We start from the raw sequence: 16,549 nt of genomic DNA, 5'->3' as shown, positions 1-16,549 counted from the left end.
ATCACGCCAACAGCCTGAGACACCTCAATTTTACTGTCAACATTAACCTGTTGTATGACAGTCATTTTCACCGCCTTCGCGCACCGCCAGCCGTTAACATGGAAGGCCATGTTGCGCTGAGATTGTGTCGCCAGCGTGATCTGAAAGCGGCGATTCCCGGCGAAACACGGGTGCCAAATCCCTCAGAAGCTGGCTGTTGGCAGCCCTGATGACAAAAGCGTTGGGCCCCATCGTTTCAAGTATGCTTCGGGCGGTGAACACCGTTTTGTCGTGGCATACGCGGTTGGCGCATGATCTAAAGCCTGCAGTGCTATCCTTCGCTCTGATTGCCGATCGAAACGATCCGATCACACAGATCAGCCGCAGCGGACAGTGATCTTGCGCTGGTCTTGGCCATGTTCGGCAGGATCATCCATTCCAATGGCCATGCACTGCCAGAGCGTTCCTGTTCATGCACCAACGCCTGATGCATTCCCGCGATCTGGGTGGCGTTATAGCGGGCGAGGGTGACCAGAAGCTCTGCCAATATCGGGTTCTGCTTGTGTGGCATGGCCGAGGACGTGCCGCCGCCAGAGAGTGTGATCTCGTCAATGCCCTGCTGCGCCATCAGGCAAATATCCTGCCCGATCTTTCCCAACGCTCCGGTGACAAGGGACAGAAGATTGGCATATTCCGCGATGCCGTCGCGGGCAGAGTGCCAGCTTTGGTCGGGCAGGTGCAGGTGCAGTGCATCCGCGATAAAGGCTGCGAGATCGCGGTGGCCTGCGCCGATGGCCTGACAATCACCAACGGCACCGCCAAGTTGAACACATTCAATGTGGGGCCGTATCTGGGCAAGGCGGTTCTGATGGGCCTTCAGCGGCGCGCGCCAGGATGCGATGCGGTGACCCGCCGTGATGGGCAGGGCTGCCTGCATGCGGGTGCGGCCCATCAATGTGTTTGTGCCAAAGCTTTCGATCAGCTGATCCAGCCGTCCGATCAGCCCCGAGAGGCGTGCCATCAGCAGGTCAGAGTTTTCCCGCAAGGTCATCGCAAGCGCTGTGTCGATGACATCTTGCGAGGTGGTTCCGCTGTGTATCGCCCCGGCAAACGACCCGGCATCAGCCTTCAGTCCGCGCACCAGCGCCGGGATCGGCAAGCCGTCCTGCAATGTGCCAGATCGCAAATCTTCCATGCGAGGTTTGGCCTGCTCGATCCATTCCGCTGCCATCCGGGCCTCTTCGGGGGACGCGTTGCCGATGAGGCCCAACCCGCGTGAATAGGCGGCCTCGAAGGCCAGCATATGGGCCAGTGACCGTTCGCCGGACCAGATACTGTCCACTTCGGCATCGCCAAACAGGCCCGATAGCCATGGGTGGTTGAACACGTCGCTCATGACGGCACATCCCTGGGCTTGGCGAAACGGGGCATCAGGCTGCGACCTTGCGCAGGCCGAGCGTGGCCCGTGCTTGGGCAGCGGTGGCCACCGGGCGGGCGTACTTGTCGCACAAATCCACCGCCCGCCGGACCAGCGCTGCGTTCGATGGGGCCAGCGTGTCGCGATCCAGCCGGATATTGTCTTCCAGACCGGTCCGCACATGGCCGCCCGCCGCGATTGACCAGTCGTTCACGGTGATCTGCCCCGGCCCGATCCCTGCCGCGCACCACGGCACGTCTCCGAACAGTCTGTGCACGGTTTTCACGTAGAAATCAAAGACCTCCCGGTCGACGGGCATTGCGTTTTTGACGCCCATCACAAACTGAACATAGGGCGTATCCTTGATCTGACCGACCTTGTGCAGCCGGGCGGCCTGCAGGATGTGGGACAGGTCAAAGGCTTCGATTTCGGGCTTGATGTCATATTTCACCATCTCGCTGGCAAGCCAGTCGACCAGATCGGGCGCGTTTTCGTAAACACGAGTCGGGAAGTTGTTCGAGCCGACCGACAGCGATGCCATGTCCGGCGCAAGGGGCAGCATGCCGCCGCGTTCCCGGCCTGCGCCGGAACGCCCGCCCGTGGACAATTGCACGATCATGCCGGGGCAATTGGTTTCGATCCCGTCCTTCAGCGCCGCGAACCGGTCCGGGTCCGAGGTTGGCTTGCCCGCGTCATCGCGGACATGGCAATGGGCGATTGAAGCTCCGGCCTCGAACGCCTCATGAGTGCTTTCGATCTGTTCCGAGAGGGTGACCGGAACCGCGGGATTGTCCGCTTTGGTCGGGACCGAGCCGGTGATGGCGACGCAGATGATGCAGGGAGTGTTTGTGGATTCAGACATCGAAAAAGACCGTTTCATTGTTGCCTTGCAGCCGGATATCGAACCGGTAGCCGTGGGGGTTTTTATCGGCGATCAGGCTGTGCCGCCTGGTGTCCTGTTCAATCAGGTTCAGCACCGGATCGGTGGCGTTGGCATCGACCTCATCCGCAAAGTATAGCCGCGTATTGAGCCCGACATTGATGCCGCGTGCGACCAGCCAAAGGTTGATATGCGGTGCCATTGGCGACCCGTTTCGCCCCACTACCGGCCCGGGTTTGATCGTGTCAAAGGACCACTCACCCGTGTCGAAATCCGGGATCACCCGGCCCCAGCCGCGAAAGCCGGGCTCCACTTCGCCATGGCCGGGATAGATGCCCGCTGCATTGGCCTGCCAGACCTCGATCAGGACGTCCTTGACCGGGGCTTCGGTGCCGTCCAGTACGCAGCCCCGGACGGTGATCCGCTCGCCACCCGCATCCGGTCCGGCGATGTCCCGACCCAGTTCCTGCCGGTAGATATCGAACCCCGCATCCCCCGGCGCCAGCCCGATATGGACATATGGCCCTGCGGTCTGCGAGGGGGTTTCCTTGAGGTAGTCGAGTGTTTGAACCATGGTCAGTTCCCCTCGGGCCGGTTTTCGAAATAGGTCGAGCGGTGCCCGCGCAGGATGATGTCGAACTTGTAGGCGATGCTGTCCAAAGGCACGGTTGCGTTCAGATCGAGAGCCGCGACCAGTTGATTGACCGCGCGCGGGTCGGGGATCGTGTTGACGATGGGGCATTTGGCGATCAGGGGATCGCCCTCGAAATACAACTGCGTGATCAGACGTTGCGCAAAACTGGACCCAAAGACCGACGCGTGGATATGCGCAGGCCGCCAGCTGTTCACCCAGTTGCGCCAAGGATAGGCCCCGGGTTTGATCGTCCGAAATCGGTAATAGCCATCCTGATCGCTGAGCGTGCGCCCGCAGCCGCCGAAATTCGGATCAATCGCCGCCAGATAGGTGTCTTTCCTGTGACGATATCGCCCGCCCGCATTGGCCTGCCAGATCTCGACCAGAGTGTTTGGCACTGGCCTTCGGTTTTCGTCCAGAACCCGGCCATGCAGAATGATCCGCTCGCCAATCGGGTCGCCGGTTTTGGCGTAGTTGCGGATCAGGTCGTTATCCAGCGGGTCGATATCATTGTGCCCGAAGACCGGCCCCGCGGCCTCGCTGAGCGTGGTTTCCAGCGACAGCAGCGGCTGGCTGGGCGACCGCGACACGCTGCTTTTGTAGTCGCGCGCATATGCGGGTGGATGCCATTCGCGATCCCGTTGATACAAGTCCAGCGGCTGGGTCATTCGGCTTGGCCCTCCATCTCGGCAAAGGTCTGCTTGGCCAGTTTGATGGCCCGGTTGGCGCAGGGAACACCTGCATAAACGGCGGCATGCATCAGGGCTTGCATGACATCCTCTTTCGAGGCGCCGGTATTGGCGCAGGCACGGATGTGCATCGGGATTTCATCAAAGTTCCGAGTCGCCGCCAAAAGGGCCAGAGTGATCATCGACCTTTCCCGCAGGGTGATGGTGTCATCGGCCCAAAGCGTGCCCCATGCGCCTTCGGTGATCATGGTCTGAAATGGCGCGTCAAACTCGGATTTTTGCGCCTCGGCCCGGTCCACATGCGCATCGCCCAGAACCCGGCGGCGGATGGACATTCCGGTTGCGTGACGATCCTGTTCCATGTCCCCTCCGGTTCCGCCCATCAATAGGGCAATCCTACATAGTTTTCCGCCATCGCCTTTTGCGCCGCATCATTGCTGCGCAGAAAGTCGATCTCGGCGCGCTGCATTTTCAGATCGAATTCGGATTGATACGGAAACCGATGCAGCAATGAGGTGAACCACCAGCTGAACCGCTCGGCCTTCCAGATGCGGGCCAGCGCATTTTGCGAATAGGCATCAATCCCCTGATCCGAGCCGTTCTCGTAATAATCGCGCAGCGCATTCAGCAGATAGTGCACGTCTGATGCGGCGGTGTTCAATCCCTTCGCGCCTGTGGGCGGCACGATATGCGCCGCGTCCCCGCACAGGAATAACCGCCCCCAGCGCATCGGCTCGGTCACGAAAGACCGCAGCGGGGCGATGGATTTCTCCACCGAGGGTCCGGTGACAAGGCTGTCGGCGAATTGCGCGGGGATACGGCGTTTCAGCTCGGTCCAGAAGGCCGCATCGGTCCAGTCTTCGGGCGAATCCGACAATGAGCATTGTATGTAGTACCGGCTGAGGTTTTCATTGCGCATCGAACATAACGCAAAGCCCCGCGCGGATGAGGCATAGATCAATTCATGATGCACCGGGGGTGTTTCCGACAGGATACCGAGCCAGCCGAACGGATAGATTTTTTCATATTCGCGCCGGATGTTCAGAGGGATGGTCTGGCGGCTGATCCCATGGAACCCGTCACATCCCGCAACGAAATCTGCATCAATGCGCTGTTCCTGCCCGTCGACGGTGAAGGTCACATATGGCGCGTCGGTCTCGGCACCATGGATGGCGACGTCTTCGGTGTTGAAAATCAGATTGCCACCTGCCGCCTCACGCGCGGCGTAAAGGTCACGGGTCACCTCGGTCTGGCCATAAACGACCACAGGGGTGCCGGTTTGGGCACGAAAATCGACGCGGAAGCTGTCATCTTCATAAGCAATCAGGGTGCCGTTATGTTCAAACCCTTCGGCATGCAACCGGTCGGCCACCCCCGCCTGCGCCATCAGATCGACAAACACCTGCTCCAGAACTCCGGCGCGGATACGACCCAGAACGTAATCCTTGGTCTTACGCTCCAGCACCACGCTGTCGATTCCGTGAACATGCAGGAGTTGCGACAGCAGCAAACCTGAAGGTCCTCCTCCGATCACAACAACTTGTGTGCGCACTTGATCCTCCCGCCTCAAGTCTGTGCAAGATTGCATTGTCATCCCGGTTTAGCAATGTGGCGCGGGACCTTGCGGTTTGATCCGGCGATCCGGCCCGGGATCAAACAAGGGCTTGCGCCACGGCCATAACCGGCATCAAATCAACCCCAACCGCTTTGGTGCAAATCGGAAAGGATCGAAAAAAGTTGCGATATTGTGCACATCATGCATTAAATCGCATCAAGACGCAAAAACAGAGGAGGAAGCAATGTATATCTCAAGAAGGCTGATGGGTGTTTTCAGCGCCATCGCTCTGGGCGTTGGCACATCTGCCACCGCAGCCGAATATGAATTCAACCTGCAAAGTTTTTTGCCTGCGCAGGCCACGATCCCGGCGCAGATCATCGACGTCTGGGCGGACAAGATCGAGGCGGACTCAGATGGCCGTATCGAAATCACCCGCTATCCGTCGATGCAACTGGGGGGCAAGCCGCCAGAGCTGCTGGATCAGGTCATTGATGGCGTCATCGACATCACCTGGAACGTGATCGGCTATACGCCGGGCCGCTTCCCGTCGACCGAAGTGTTCGAATTGCCGTTTTTGGTGAATGACGCCAAGCCCGCATCGGCGGCGTTCTGGACCCTGCTGGAAGAGGATATCGCTGATCGTGAATTCTCGGACGTGAAGGTGCTGGGTGGCTGGGTGCATGGCCCCGGCATGATCCACGCCAACAAGGAGGTGCTGAAGCCCGAGGATTTCAACGGCATGAAAATCCGCGGCGCCTCGCGTCAGGTCAACTCGCTGCTCAGCACGTTGGGGGCCACCCCGGTTGGTATGCCGGTGCCTGCAGTTCCCGAAGCCCTGTCCAAGGGGGTCATCGACGGCACCACCATTCCGTGGGAAGTGACCAAGGCGCTGAAAGTTCCGGAACTGGTCGAGAACCACACCGAATTCACCGGGCCGATGATGTATACGGTGACCTTCGTGCTGGCGATGAACAAGGACAAGTACAACGCCCTGCCGGATGATCTGAAAGCCGTGATCGACAACAACTCGGGTCTGGAGTTTTCCATGTTCGCCGGTGAGGTGCAGCAGGCCAATGACGACCCTGCGCGCGAGATCGCGCTGGATCGTGGCAACAACGTGGTGACCCTAGACGCCGAAGAATCCGCCGTCTGGGCCGAGGCCGCACAGCCCGTCTATGACGCATGGCTCTCCGAGATGAGCGAAAAGGGCATCGACGGTCAGGCGCTGATCGACCGGGCCAAGGCGCTGATGGTCGAATACGGAAGCTGAGGCTTTTTGATACCTCGCCGCGCGCAGCCATCGCTTGCGCGCGGCGGATGATTGCCACCCGGCATCGTCAGCGGAGGACGAATGCACCGATTCATAGAAAAACTGGCGCGGGGCATGGCGCTGCTTGGCGGCATGGTGTTGACCCTGCTGATCCTGCTGATCTGTGTGTCGGTCCTGGGGCGGTCGCTGAACACTCTGCTGCATGGGTGGATCGGGCAGATGATTCCCGGCTTTTCCAAGTGGCTGCTTGATCTGGGTGTCGGCCCCGTCAACGGTGATTTCGAGATCGTCGAGGCCGGGGTCGCCTTTGCCATCTTCGCCTTTCTGCCGCTGTGCCAGTTGAACTCTGGCCATGCGGTTGTCGATATCTTCACCTCAAAACTGTCGCCCCGGGTCAATCGTGTCCTGCGCATGCTGACCGAGATCGTTTTTGCCGCCGTTCTGGTGCTGATCGCCGTGCAGCTGTTCGGCGGGATGATGGCCAAGCTGCGCTTTGGGGAGAATACCTTTATCCTGCAATTCCCGGTCTGGTGGGGCTATGCCGCCAGTTTCTGCGCCGCTGTGGTGGCCGCCATTGTGGGGGTATATGTGGCCGTCACGCGCATTCGCGAATGTGTGTCTGGGAAGGAAATACTACTGTGAGCGATCTCGCCATTGGGCTGCTGTCTTTCCCGGCACTCCTGCTTTTGATCTTTGCGCGTGTCCCCATCGGGCTGGCCATGTTCGTGACCGGGCTGGTGGGTATCGTGACGGTCACCGGCAACCTCAACATCCCGCTGGGGCGGCTGAAGTCCGAGACCTATTCGACCTTCTCCAGCTATTCGCTGTCGATCGTGCCGATGTTTCTGCTGATGGGGTATTTCGCAACGCTCGGCGGTATGTCCACCGCCCTGTTCAAAGCGGCCGAGGGGTTTTTGGGTCACCGCAGGGGCGGTGTCGCCATGGCCGCCATCGGGGCCTGTGCCGGGTTCGGCGCGATCTGCGGGTCGTCGCTGGCCACTGCGGCCACAATGGGCCGGGTCGCCCTGCCGGAACTGCGCCGCTATGGCTATGCCGGGGGGTTCTCGACCGCGACATTGGCAGCAGGTGGTACGCTGGGCATTCTGATCCCGCCCTCGGTGGTGCTGGTGATCTACGCCATCCTGACGGAACAGAACATCGCCAAGCTGTTTCTGGCCGCCTTCATCCCGGGCATTCTGGCCGCGTTGGGCTATGTGGTTGCCGTGTCGGTCTATGTCCGCCTCTATCCCGAAAGCGCGGGCACCCGAGAGGCCATCCCCTATCGCGAGCGGTTCCGTCTGCTGTTCGATGTCTGGCCGGTGCTTCTGGTCTTTGGCGGAGTGGTCGGCGGCATCTATGCAGGATGGTTCACCCCAACCGAAGGTGCTGCCGTTGGCGCCGCCGGAACCGGGCTGATCGCGCTGGCCAATGGTGGCCTGACCGTGGCCACGCTGAAAGACAGTTTCACGACCACCGCGAAATCCACCGCGATGATCTTCTTCATCATCTTAGGCGCGGGCTTTTACAACGGTTTTCTGGCACTGACCAACGTCCCGCAGGAACTGGCGGATTTCGTGTTGAGCCGGGGCTTCAGCCCATGGGCAATCCTCGCATTGATTCTGGTGTTCTATCTGATCCTCGGCTGCGTCATGGACAGCCTCAGCATGATCCTGCTGACCATCCCGATCTTTTTCCCGGTCATCTCGGTTCTGGATTTCGGGCTAGTCGATCTGATCGCGATGCAACATGATGCAGCCCGCGCGGCATTGGCGGGCGCAGCGGACATAGCGCCCGAGATACGGGCTGAGGTCGACGCGCTGATTGCTTCCGGCGCGGAAATCAGCCGGGATCTGCAGAAAGAGATCGGCATTCGCGTCACCCAAGGCATGGCGGACCGTATCGCGCTGGAACGCACCGCAATCTGGTTCGGCATTCTGGTTCTGATCGTGGTCGAGGTTGGGCTGATCACGCCGCCGGTGGGCATGAACCTGTTCATCATCAACGCGATGGACCGAAATACGCGGATGCTGGAAACCTACAAGGCCGTGCTGTTCTTTGTCGGCTCGGACATTCTGCGTGTCATCCTGTTGGCGCTGTTCCCGGCGATCACCCTGTTCCTGATCCCGTTTGGCTGATCATTCACAGATTTGTGCATGAAAATGCACACCTGAAAAAGGCTATTGCGAAAACCTGCATTTTTGATGCAGTATAACGCACATCTCGCCACCGAAAGGAAGCCGATGCCAAAGCAGGACTTCACCCAGCTGCTCGACAAGATTGCCGAAACCATCGCGCAGGACGCGCTGGATGAGGGGCTGGAGGCCAAGCTCAACCGGGATTTCCCGCCGTCCTCTGACACCTTCCAGACGCTGGCGCGGCTTTGTGCCGAAGGCGAACGGGACGGCTGGCTGATGGCGCGCGAGGCCGGGGGTATCCGCTTTGGCCGCGCCATCAAGCCGGGTGAAATTGCTGGGGATTTCAGCGTCGACGTGGTGCGCATGAAGGACGTGCGCGGCCCGCATCACGTTCACACAACCGGCGAGATTGGGGCGATCATTCCGCTGGAGGGCGCTCCGCAATTCGATGGCAAGGGCGAGGGCTGGTACGTTTACGGCCCCGGTTCGGACCATCATCCGACCGTGTCGGGCGGGGATGCCTATATCCTCTATCTGCTGCCCGAGGGCGCCATCGAATTCACCGGCAAGTGACCGGCTTTTCGCCGAGGGGGAGGAACTCAATGTCAGAAAACCAAAACGCAGCCCTCTGGTTTGTCGACCGTCATGTGGACGAGGGCCGCAGCGACAAGGTCGCGTTCCGCGAGGCAGACGGGCAATGCCGCACGCTGACCTACGGCCAGCTTGCAGCGGACAGCGCCCGTTTCGCTGGCGCGCTGACCCGCCACGGCGTGCGCCGAGAGGAGCGGGTGGCGATGATCGTTCTGGACCAGATCGAGTTCCCGGTCGTGTTCTGGGGCGCGATCAAGGCGGGCGCGATTCCGGTGCCGATGAACACCTTGCTGTCTGCCCCGGTTTACGCTGCGACGCTGAAGGACAGCCGCGCCTCGACCCTGATTGTGTCGGCTGCACTGTGGGAGACGGTTGCACCAGCGCTGCAGGACAACCCGTTCCTGCGCACGGTCATTGTGATCGGCGATGCGCCGGACGGGGCCGTCAGCTACGATGATTTTGTGGCCGGCGCTGAACCGATGGCGGCGGTCGAGGCGCAGGATGATGAAACCGCATTCTGGCTCTATTCCTCGGGTTCGACCGGGTTGCCAAAGGGCGTGTGCCACGTGCATTCCAGCCTGAAGGCCACAGCGGACACGTTCAGCGCCGGGGTGTTGGGGTTGCGGGAGGATGACGTGGTCTTTTCCGTCGCCAAGCTGTTCTTTGCCTATGGGCTGGGCAACGGGCTGACCTTTCCGCTGGCGGTTGGCGCATCGACAATCCTGCTGGGCGGACGCCCGCTGCCGGATACGGCGCTGGAGATCATCGAAACCCACTCCCCGACGATCTTCTGCGGGGTGCCCACGTTCTTCGCCGCCTTGAACGCACGTCTGGATGCGGGTCCGGGTGTGACGTCCCACCTGCGTCTGTGTACTTCGGCGGGTGAGGCGCTGCCGCGCGAAGTGGGCGAGACTTGGGAAAGCCACATGGGCGCCGAGATTGTGGACGGCGTTGGGTCCACCGAAATGCTGCATATTTTCCTGTCGAACCGTCCGGGAGAGATCGTCTATGGCACCTCCGGCACTGCGGTGCCGGGCTATGACGTGCGGCTGGTGGATGACAGCGGCGATGAAGTGCCCGATGGCGAGGTTGGGGAACTGCTGGTTCGTGGCCCCTCGGCCGCCGCGACCTATTGGAACCGGCGCCAGAAAACGCGTGACACGTTCGAAGGCCACTGGACCCGCACCGGCGATAAATACGAACGCACGCCCGAGGGGCGGTACATCTATTGCGGGCGGACCGACGACATGTTCAAGGTCTCCGGCATCTGGGTCAGCCCGTTCGAGATCGAACAGACGCTGATCGAACACCCCGCCATTCTGGAAGCCGCTATTGTCGCCCACGCCGATGAGCAGGGCTTGGACAAGCCCAAGGCCTTTGTCGTGTTGAAGGATGGTCAAAGCGCCGAGGATATCGGCGACCTCAAGGAGTTTGTCAAAGACAGGATCGGCAAGTGGAAATACCCCCGTTGGGTCGATGTGGTGGATGATCTGCCCAAGACGGCCACGGGCAAGATTCAGCGCTTCAAGCTGAGGGGGTCCGCATGATGTGGCAGGATGGCGGAACGGGCCGCGTAGAGGTCGATGGCGTCGGGCTGGAATATGCCACCTGGGGGCCGTCGCCCGAGGCGGCTCCGACTCTTGTGCTGTTGCACGAAGGGCTGGGATGCGTTGCGATGTGGCGTGATTTTCCTGCGCGGCTGGCGGCGGAGACGGGCTTTGGCGTTCTGGCCTATTCCCGTTCCGGATACGGGCAGTCCGATCCCGCCTCCCTGCCGCGCCCGCTGGATTACATGACCATCGAGGCCGAACAGGTTCTGCCGCAGGTTCTGGACAAGACCGGATTCCGCCGGGGCGTTCTGCTGGGCCATTCCGACGGTGCGACGATTGCTGCGATCTATGCCGGGGCGATCTCGGATGCCCGGGTGCGCGGGCTGATCCTGATGGCGCCGCATTTCTTTACCGAAGAGATGGGGCTTGCATCGATCACCGCTGCGCGGGACGGGTTTGACGAAGATATGCGGGCCCGAATGGCAAAGTACCACCACGACCCGAAGGCGACCTTCACCGGATGGAGCGACGCCTGGCTGAACCCGGAGTTTCGCAAGTGGAACGTGGCCGATGTGATCGACTACCTGCGCATCCCAACGCTGGCCATCCAGGGGCGCGACGATCAATACGGCACACTGGCCCAGATCGATGAGGTCGCGATCCGCAGCTATGCGCCCGTCGAAACCTCCATTCTGGACGATTGCCGACACGCGCCGCATCTGGAACAGCCCAAGATGACGCTGGCCGCCATTTCCGAGTTCACGCAGCGGCTGGAACGGATCGAACACGCCACCCCGACCCTCGCATGACCGTCAGTTGGAAGCCCGCACAGCCCTATATCCCGGGCCGCACCCTGCGTCCTGCGGAGGGGGCGTTTGATGATCTGAAATGCGGCCTTAATGACATCCCGGTGGAGCGCTTGACGGAAACCCGGGCATGGGTCGCCGGATTGGCGTTCTTCCGCGACGGATACTATTGGGAGGCCCACGAAGTGCTGGAAACCGTCTGGCTCGCTTGCCCGCCGAATGCGCCCGAACGGCTGATGGTGCAGGCCATCATCCAGCGGGCAAATGCCGAATTGAAACGAGTGATGGGGCAGGAACGCGCGGCGCTTCGCCTTTTTGATCTGTCCGACAAGCTGGCATGTGAAGCGGTCGAGCGAGCCGGGCGGAGTGTTTTGGGTTTCAATGCCGAATTGCGCATTAAAGTGCATGATTAGATCGGAAATCTCGAAAATATGAGACTATGAATGAATTATCATGCACTATTTCCTTTACTCGACATATGCCGCGCACTATTCTGCACGTCAGGCGACAGGAGCATCCCATGACCAAGGTCATTGATTTTCAGACCGATCCATCGAAGTACCGGCACTGGCGTGTCGAATATGATGGGCCGATTGCCAATCTCATCATGGATGTGGACGAAAATGAAGGGCTGTTCGAGGGGTATCAGCTCAAGCTCAATTCCTATGATCTGGGCGTGGATATTGAACTTGCCGATATTGTGCAGCGCATGCGGTTCGAACACCCCGAGGTCAAGGTGGTGGTCATGCAATCCGGCAAGGATCGGGTGTTCTGCGCTGGGGCCAATATCCGCATGCTGGGCGGCGCGGCGCATAGTCATAAGGTGAACTTCTGCAAATTCACCAACGAAACCCGCAATACGTTCGAGGCTGCCGAGGAAGACAGCGGTCAGAAATATATCGCAGCCGTCAAGGGCGCCTGCGCGGGCGGCGGGTATGAACTGGCGCTGGCCTGCAATCACATCATGCTGACGGATGACAGTACCTCGTCCGTTGCCTTGCCCGAAGTGCCGCTGCTGGCGGTGTTGCCGGGGACCGGTGGGCTGACGCGGGTGACGGACAAGCGCAAGGTACGGCGTGATCTGGCGGATATCTTCTGTTCGACCGAAGAAGGCGTGAAAGGCAAGCGCGCGCTGGATTGGCGGCTGGTGGATGAGGTCATCCCAAACTCGAAATTCGACGCAACGGTGATCGAACGCGCACAGGAATTCGCCGCTGGGATGACAAAGCCCGAGAATGCCAAGGGTATCAAACTGGGTCCGCTGGATAAAACCATCGGCGAAGACGGTTCGATCACTTACAGTTTGGTCGAGGTGTCAGTTGACCGGGACGCCCGCAAGGCCACGGTTACGCTCAGCGGTCCGAACGAAGCGGCACCGTCGGATATGGACGTCTTTACCGCACAAGGCGACCAAGCCTATCTGCTGCGTCTTGCCCGCGAGTTGGACGACGCGATCCTGCATCTGCGGCTGAACGAGATGGAACTGGGCCTGCTGGTGTTCCGCACCCAAGGCGACCCCGCGCTGTTTCAGGCGCATGAAGCGCTTGTGCTTGGCAACCACGATCATTGGCTGGCTAATGAAGTGCTGCACTATTGGAAACGGTTGCTGAAACGGATCGACGTCACCTCGCGCTCCATGTCCGCGCTGGTCGAGCATGGGTCGTGCTACACGGGTATCCTCGCCGAAATCCTGTGGGCTGTGGACCGCACCTATATGATGGAGGACGAGTTCGAAGGTGATAACCGCCCCATCGCCACGATCACCCTGACGGATGCCAATTTCGGACCGTTGCCGATGGGCAATGACCTCACCCGGCTGCAAACCCGTTTCTGGGGCAGCCCCGATGCCGTTGAGCAAGCCAAGGCGCAGAAAAACACCGCGCTTGAGGCGGAAGAGGCCGAAGAGATCGGCCTCGTCACCATGATCCTGGACGATATCGACTGGGAAGATGAAATCCGCATCTTCGAGGAAGAGCGCGCCTCCTTCAGCCCGGACGCGATGACGGGGATGGAGGCCAACCTGCGCTTTGCCGGTCCCGAGACGATGGAAACCCGCATCTTCGGACGTCTGACCGCCTGGCAGAACTGGATATTCAACCGACCAAACGCGGTCGGTCCGGATGGCGCGCTGCAACGGTACGGCACCGGCGTGCGTGGCGATTACAACATGGAACGCGTCTGATCGCGTTCACCCGAGATCTCAGCAGGAGAATGACATGTCCGACGTCATTAACGTAAGTTACGATACGCAAATACCCAATAATGTCGGTTTAAGTCAGGACCGCAAGGTTCTGAAGGCGCTGGAAAAATGGCATCCGGGCTATATCGACTGGTGGAACAAGCTGATCCCGCAGAGCTTTCAGGAATCGATGATCTACCTGCGCACCGCAGTCAGTGTCGATCCCAAAGGCTGGGCCAAGTTCGACTATGTGAAGATGCCGGAATATCGCTGGGGCATTCTGCTGGCCCCGCAGGTCGAAGACCGGGTCATTCCGATGGGCGAACACAAGGGCGAAAAGGCTTGGCAAGAGGTTCCGGGCGAATACCGCAACATGCTGAAACGTCTGATCGTGATCCAGGGCGATACCGAGCCCGGGTCGGTGGAACAGCAACGCTTTCTGGGCCTGACCGCGCCGTCGCTGTACGACATGCGGAACCTGTTTCAGGTCAATGTCGAGGAAGGCCGCCATCTGTGGGCGATGGTCTATCTGCTGCAGAAATACTTCGGCAAGGATGGCCGGGAAGAGGCTGACGATCTGCTGATCCGCTCGTCCGGGTCCGAAGAAGCCCCGCGCATGTTGGGTGCGTTCAATGAAGAAACGCCGGACTGGCTGTCGTTTTTCATGTTCACCTATTTCACCGACCGTGACGGCAAGATGCAGCTGGAAAGCCTGGCGCAATCCGGGTTTGACCCGCTCAGCCGGACCTGCCGGTTCATGCTGACCGAAGAGGCGCACCATATGTTCGTGGGCGAAACCGGGGTCAGCCGGATCGTGCAACGCACCTGCGAGGCGATGAACCAGGCGGGCCTGACCGATCCTTACGACATCGGCAAGGTGCGCGATCTGGGTGTGATTGACCTGCCGACGATCCAGAAAAAGCTGAACCTGCATTATACCCTGTCGCTGGATTTGTTCGGTCAAGAGGTCTCGACCAACGCCGCCAATGCCTTCAATGCGGGGATCAAGGGGCGGTATATGGAAAGCCGCATCGACGATGACCATCAGCTGCAAAGCGACACCTATGCGGTGAAAAGCATCGTGGATGGCAAGGTGATGAGCCAGGACGTACCCGCCCTGACGGCGATTAACATGCGTCTGCGCGACGATTATGTGCGCGATGCGGCGGGTGGTGTCGGACGCTGGAACAAGATCATCGAAAAGGCCGGGATCGACTTTGCCCTGACCCTGCCGCATGAGGCGTTCCACCGTCAGATCGGCGTCTTTGCCGCGATCAAGGCCAATCCGGACGGGGACATCATCTCGGAGGCGGATTGGGCGGCAAATGTGGATAAATGGCTGCCGACCAAGGAGGACGGCGCCTATATCCAGTCGCTGATGGTGCCATGCTATGAGCCCGGGAAATACGCCGGTTGGATCTCGGCTCCGAAGATGGGGATCGACAACAAGCCGGGCGATTTCGAATATGTAAAACTCCACATGGCCTGAGGGGATGTGACTGTAGAGAGGGTAGCCAGATGTCAGCCAAACGACCCGTAGATTGTGGCGCGAAAACCGGCACCGTGGTGCAGCGGCGCATGTCATGAACAAACCCCTGAAACAGCATCTGATCGACCCCGAGATCTGCATCCGGTGTTACACGTGTGAGATGACCTGCCCGGTTCAGGCCATCGAGCATGACGACAACAACGTCGTGGTCAATGCCGAGCTGTGCAATTTCTGTATGGATTGCATCCCGGTCTGCCCCACCGGCTCGATCGACGAATGGCGCGTGGTGCAGGACCCCTATAGCCTTGAGGATCAATACTCCTGGGATGAACTGCCCCCACAGGCCGAACTGGATGGGGGTGAGGCCGAAACCGGGCTGGAGGCGCTGGATGACGCAATGGCCGCGCTGCTGGCCGAGGCCCATAAGGGCGCCGGGGGCAAGTCCAAGGCGCCCGTATCTGCGTCCAAGCCGACGATCAACCTCTATAATCTGGGCAAGCCGGTGCAGGCCGTGGTGCAGGGCAATTACCGGCTGACAACCAACGGGTCCGGCAGTGACGTTCGCCACATCATTCTGGATTTCCAGGGGCATCCGATGCCGGTGTTGGAAGGGCAATCCATCGGGATCATCCCGCCGGGCACCGATGCCGAAGGGGCGCGACACTTGCCCCGGCTTTATTCCGTCTCCAGCCCCCGCGATGGCGAACGGTCGGGCTATAACAACGTCTCGCTGACGGTAAAGCGAGAGGAACACGGCGTTTGTTCCAACTACATCTGCGATCTGAAAACGGGCGATACGGTCGATGTGACCGGCCCGTTCGGCGCGACCTTCCTGTTGCCCGATGACCCGGACGCGCGGATATTGATGATCTGCACCGGAACCGGCTCGGCCCCGATGCGGGCCTTTACCATGCGCCGCCAGCGCAAGGTCGGCACCGTTCACGGGGGTATGACCATGTTCTTCGGTGCCCGCGCGCCGGACAGCTTGCCCTATTTCGGCCCGCTGCAGAAAGTGCCGCCCAGTTTGTTGCAACAGCATCTGGTGTTCAGCCGTCAGGAGGGGCAAGACAAGGAATATGTCCAGCACCGTATGTTGAAAGAAAAAGAGGCCGTGGCCGACCTGCTGCAAGACGACAACTGCCACGTTTACATCTGTGGGCTGCGTGACATGGAGGAAGGCGTCGAAAACGCCTTCACCGATATTGCCGCTGGTGTCGGTCAAAACTGGCAGGAGTTGCGCGATCAAATGCGGGAAGACGGGCGCTATCACGTGGAAACCTATTAAGATGCCCGACCGACCGCCTTCGGCCTACCGCCATGAAATCCGGGTGACCTGGGGCGATTGCGACCCGGCGCGCATCGCCTATACCGG

The 16,549-nt window shown here is 60.2% G+C and carries 17 protein-coding genes; 11 read left to right on the top strand and 6 right to left on the bottom strand.

The annotated features are described in order from the left end of the window. The coding region (locus MPJ51_RS10365) for a hypothetical protein (protein WP_298385774.1) at positions 1 to 209 on the top strand (209 nt) is incomplete at its 5' end. Between the two features lie 101 nt (positions 210 to 310). Here MPJ51_RS10365 and MPJ51_RS10360 read toward each other — a convergent pair. From MPJ51_RS10360 to pobA, 6 genes are read right to left on the bottom strand one after another with little or no spacing between them, the layout of a single operon-like run. After that, positions 311 to 1,375 carry a 3-carboxy-cis,cis-muconate cycloisomerase gene (locus MPJ51_RS10360; protein ID WP_298385772.1) on the bottom strand — a complete coding sequence of 355 codons (1,065 nt, stop codon included), beginning with the start codon at positions 1,373 to 1,375 and terminating at the stop codon, positions 311 to 313. A 34-nt stretch (positions 1,376 to 1,409) separates the two neighbouring features. Then, positions 1,410 to 2,258 carry a 3-keto-5-aminohexanoate cleavage protein gene (locus MPJ51_RS10355; protein WP_298385770.1) on the bottom strand — a complete coding sequence of 283 codons (849 nt, stop codon included), beginning with the start codon at positions 2,256 to 2,258 and terminating at the stop codon, positions 1,410 to 1,412. After that, positions 2,251 to 2,850: a protocatechuate 3,4-dioxygenase subunit alpha gene (gene pcaG, locus MPJ51_RS10350; protein ID WP_298385767.1), complete on the bottom strand. Its 600-nt coding sequence runs from the start codon at positions 2,848 to 2,850 to the stop codon at positions 2,251 to 2,253. Before pcaG ends, MPJ51_RS10355 begins: the two co-directional genes overlap by 8 nt. A gap of 2 nt (positions 2,851 to 2,852) precedes the next feature. Continuing rightward, positions 2,853 to 3,578 carry a protocatechuate 3,4-dioxygenase subunit beta gene (gene pcaH / locus MPJ51_RS10345; protein WP_298385764.1) on the bottom strand — a complete coding sequence of 242 codons (726 nt, stop codon included), beginning with the start codon at positions 3,576 to 3,578 and terminating at the stop codon, positions 2,853 to 2,855. Then, positions 3,575 to 3,961, bottom strand: coding sequence for a 4-carboxymuconolactone decarboxylase (gene pcaC, locus MPJ51_RS10340; RefSeq protein ID WP_298385761.1), 387 nt, complete (start codon positions 3,959 to 3,961; stop codon positions 3,575 to 3,577). The genes pcaH and pcaC overlap by 4 nt, the downstream gene beginning before the upstream one ends. Positions 3,962 to 3,981: 20 nt before the next feature. Next, positions 3,982 to 5,151: a 4-hydroxybenzoate 3-monooxygenase gene (gene pobA, locus MPJ51_RS10335; protein WP_298385758.1), complete on the bottom strand. Its 1,170-nt coding sequence runs from the start codon at positions 5,149 to 5,151 to the stop codon at positions 3,982 to 3,984. 247 nt (positions 5,152 to 5,398) lie between these two features. Here pobA and MPJ51_RS10330 point away from each other — a divergent pair, with 247 nt between their 5' ends. The 10 genes from MPJ51_RS10330 (at position 5,399) to boxA (ending at position 16,462) form a co-directional block, all read left to right on the top strand. After that, positions 5,399 to 6,427, top strand: coding sequence for a TRAP transporter substrate-binding protein (locus MPJ51_RS10330; protein WP_298385755.1), 1,029 nt, complete (start codon positions 5,399 to 5,401; stop codon positions 6,425 to 6,427). Positions 6,428 to 6,508: 81 nt separating this feature from the next. After that, the gene (locus tag MPJ51_RS10325; RefSeq protein WP_298385752.1) at positions 6,509 to 7,069 is read left to right on the top strand and encodes a TRAP transporter small permease; all 561 of its coding nucleotides are present in this window, start codon (positions 6,509 to 6,511) and stop codon (positions 7,067 to 7,069) included. Then, positions 7,066 to 8,562 (top strand): TRAP transporter large permease, encoded by a 1,497-nt coding sequence (locus MPJ51_RS10320; protein WP_298385749.1) that lies wholly within the window; start codon positions 7,066 to 7,068, stop codon positions 8,560 to 8,562. Before MPJ51_RS10325 ends, MPJ51_RS10320 begins: the two co-directional genes overlap by 4 nt. A gap of 105 nt (positions 8,563 to 8,667) precedes the next feature. Next, positions 8,668 to 9,135 (top strand): DUF4863 family protein, encoded by a 468-nt coding sequence (locus MPJ51_RS10315; protein ID WP_298385746.1) that lies wholly within the window; start codon positions 8,668 to 8,670, stop codon positions 9,133 to 9,135. Positions 9,136 to 9,164: 29 nt separating this feature from the next. Further along, a complete protein-coding gene (locus MPJ51_RS10310) occupies positions 9,165 to 10,700 on the top strand; it encodes a benzoate-CoA ligase family protein (protein WP_298385743.1) in 1,536 nt (511 codons plus the stop codon). Next, on the top strand, positions 10,697 to 11,512 hold the full coding sequence (locus tag MPJ51_RS10305) for an alpha/beta hydrolase (protein ID WP_298385740.1): 816 nt from the start codon (positions 10,697 to 10,699) through the stop codon (positions 11,510 to 11,512). The genes MPJ51_RS10310 and MPJ51_RS10305 overlap by 4 nt, the downstream gene beginning before the upstream one ends. Then, a complete protein-coding gene (locus MPJ51_RS10300) occupies positions 11,509 to 11,922 on the top strand; it encodes a DUF309 domain-containing protein (protein WP_298385737.1) in 414 nt (137 codons plus the stop codon). The genes MPJ51_RS10305 and MPJ51_RS10300 overlap by 4 nt, the downstream gene beginning before the upstream one ends. Before the next feature lie 107 nt (positions 11,923 to 12,029). Then, positions 12,030 to 13,691: a 2,3-epoxybenzoyl-CoA dihydrolase gene (boxC, locus tag MPJ51_RS10295; RefSeq protein WP_298385735.1), complete on the top strand. Its 1,662-nt coding sequence runs from the start codon at positions 12,030 to 12,032 to the stop codon at positions 13,689 to 13,691. 34 nt (positions 13,692 to 13,725) lie between these two features. Further along, complete coding sequence (boxB, locus tag MPJ51_RS10290) at positions 13,726 to 15,177, top strand: benzoyl-CoA 2,3-epoxidase subunit BoxB (protein WP_298385732.1); 1,452 nt, start codon at positions 13,726 to 13,728, stop codon at positions 15,175 to 15,177. Between the two features lie 94 nt (positions 15,178 to 15,271). Next, the gene (gene boxA, locus MPJ51_RS10285; RefSeq protein ID WP_298385727.1) at positions 15,272 to 16,462 is read left to right on the top strand and encodes a benzoyl-CoA 2,3-epoxidase subunit BoxA; all 1,191 of its coding nucleotides are present in this window, start codon (positions 15,272 to 15,274) and stop codon (positions 16,460 to 16,462) included. Positions 16,463 to 16,549 lie beyond the last annotated feature (87 nt).

This window comes from Ruegeria sp. (genome assembly GCF_028066395.1).
Classification (GTDB): domain Bacteria; phylum Pseudomonadota; class Alphaproteobacteria; order Rhodobacterales; family Rhodobacteraceae; genus Ruegeria.
This window is presented reverse-complemented; position numbering and strand designations above follow the sequence as displayed.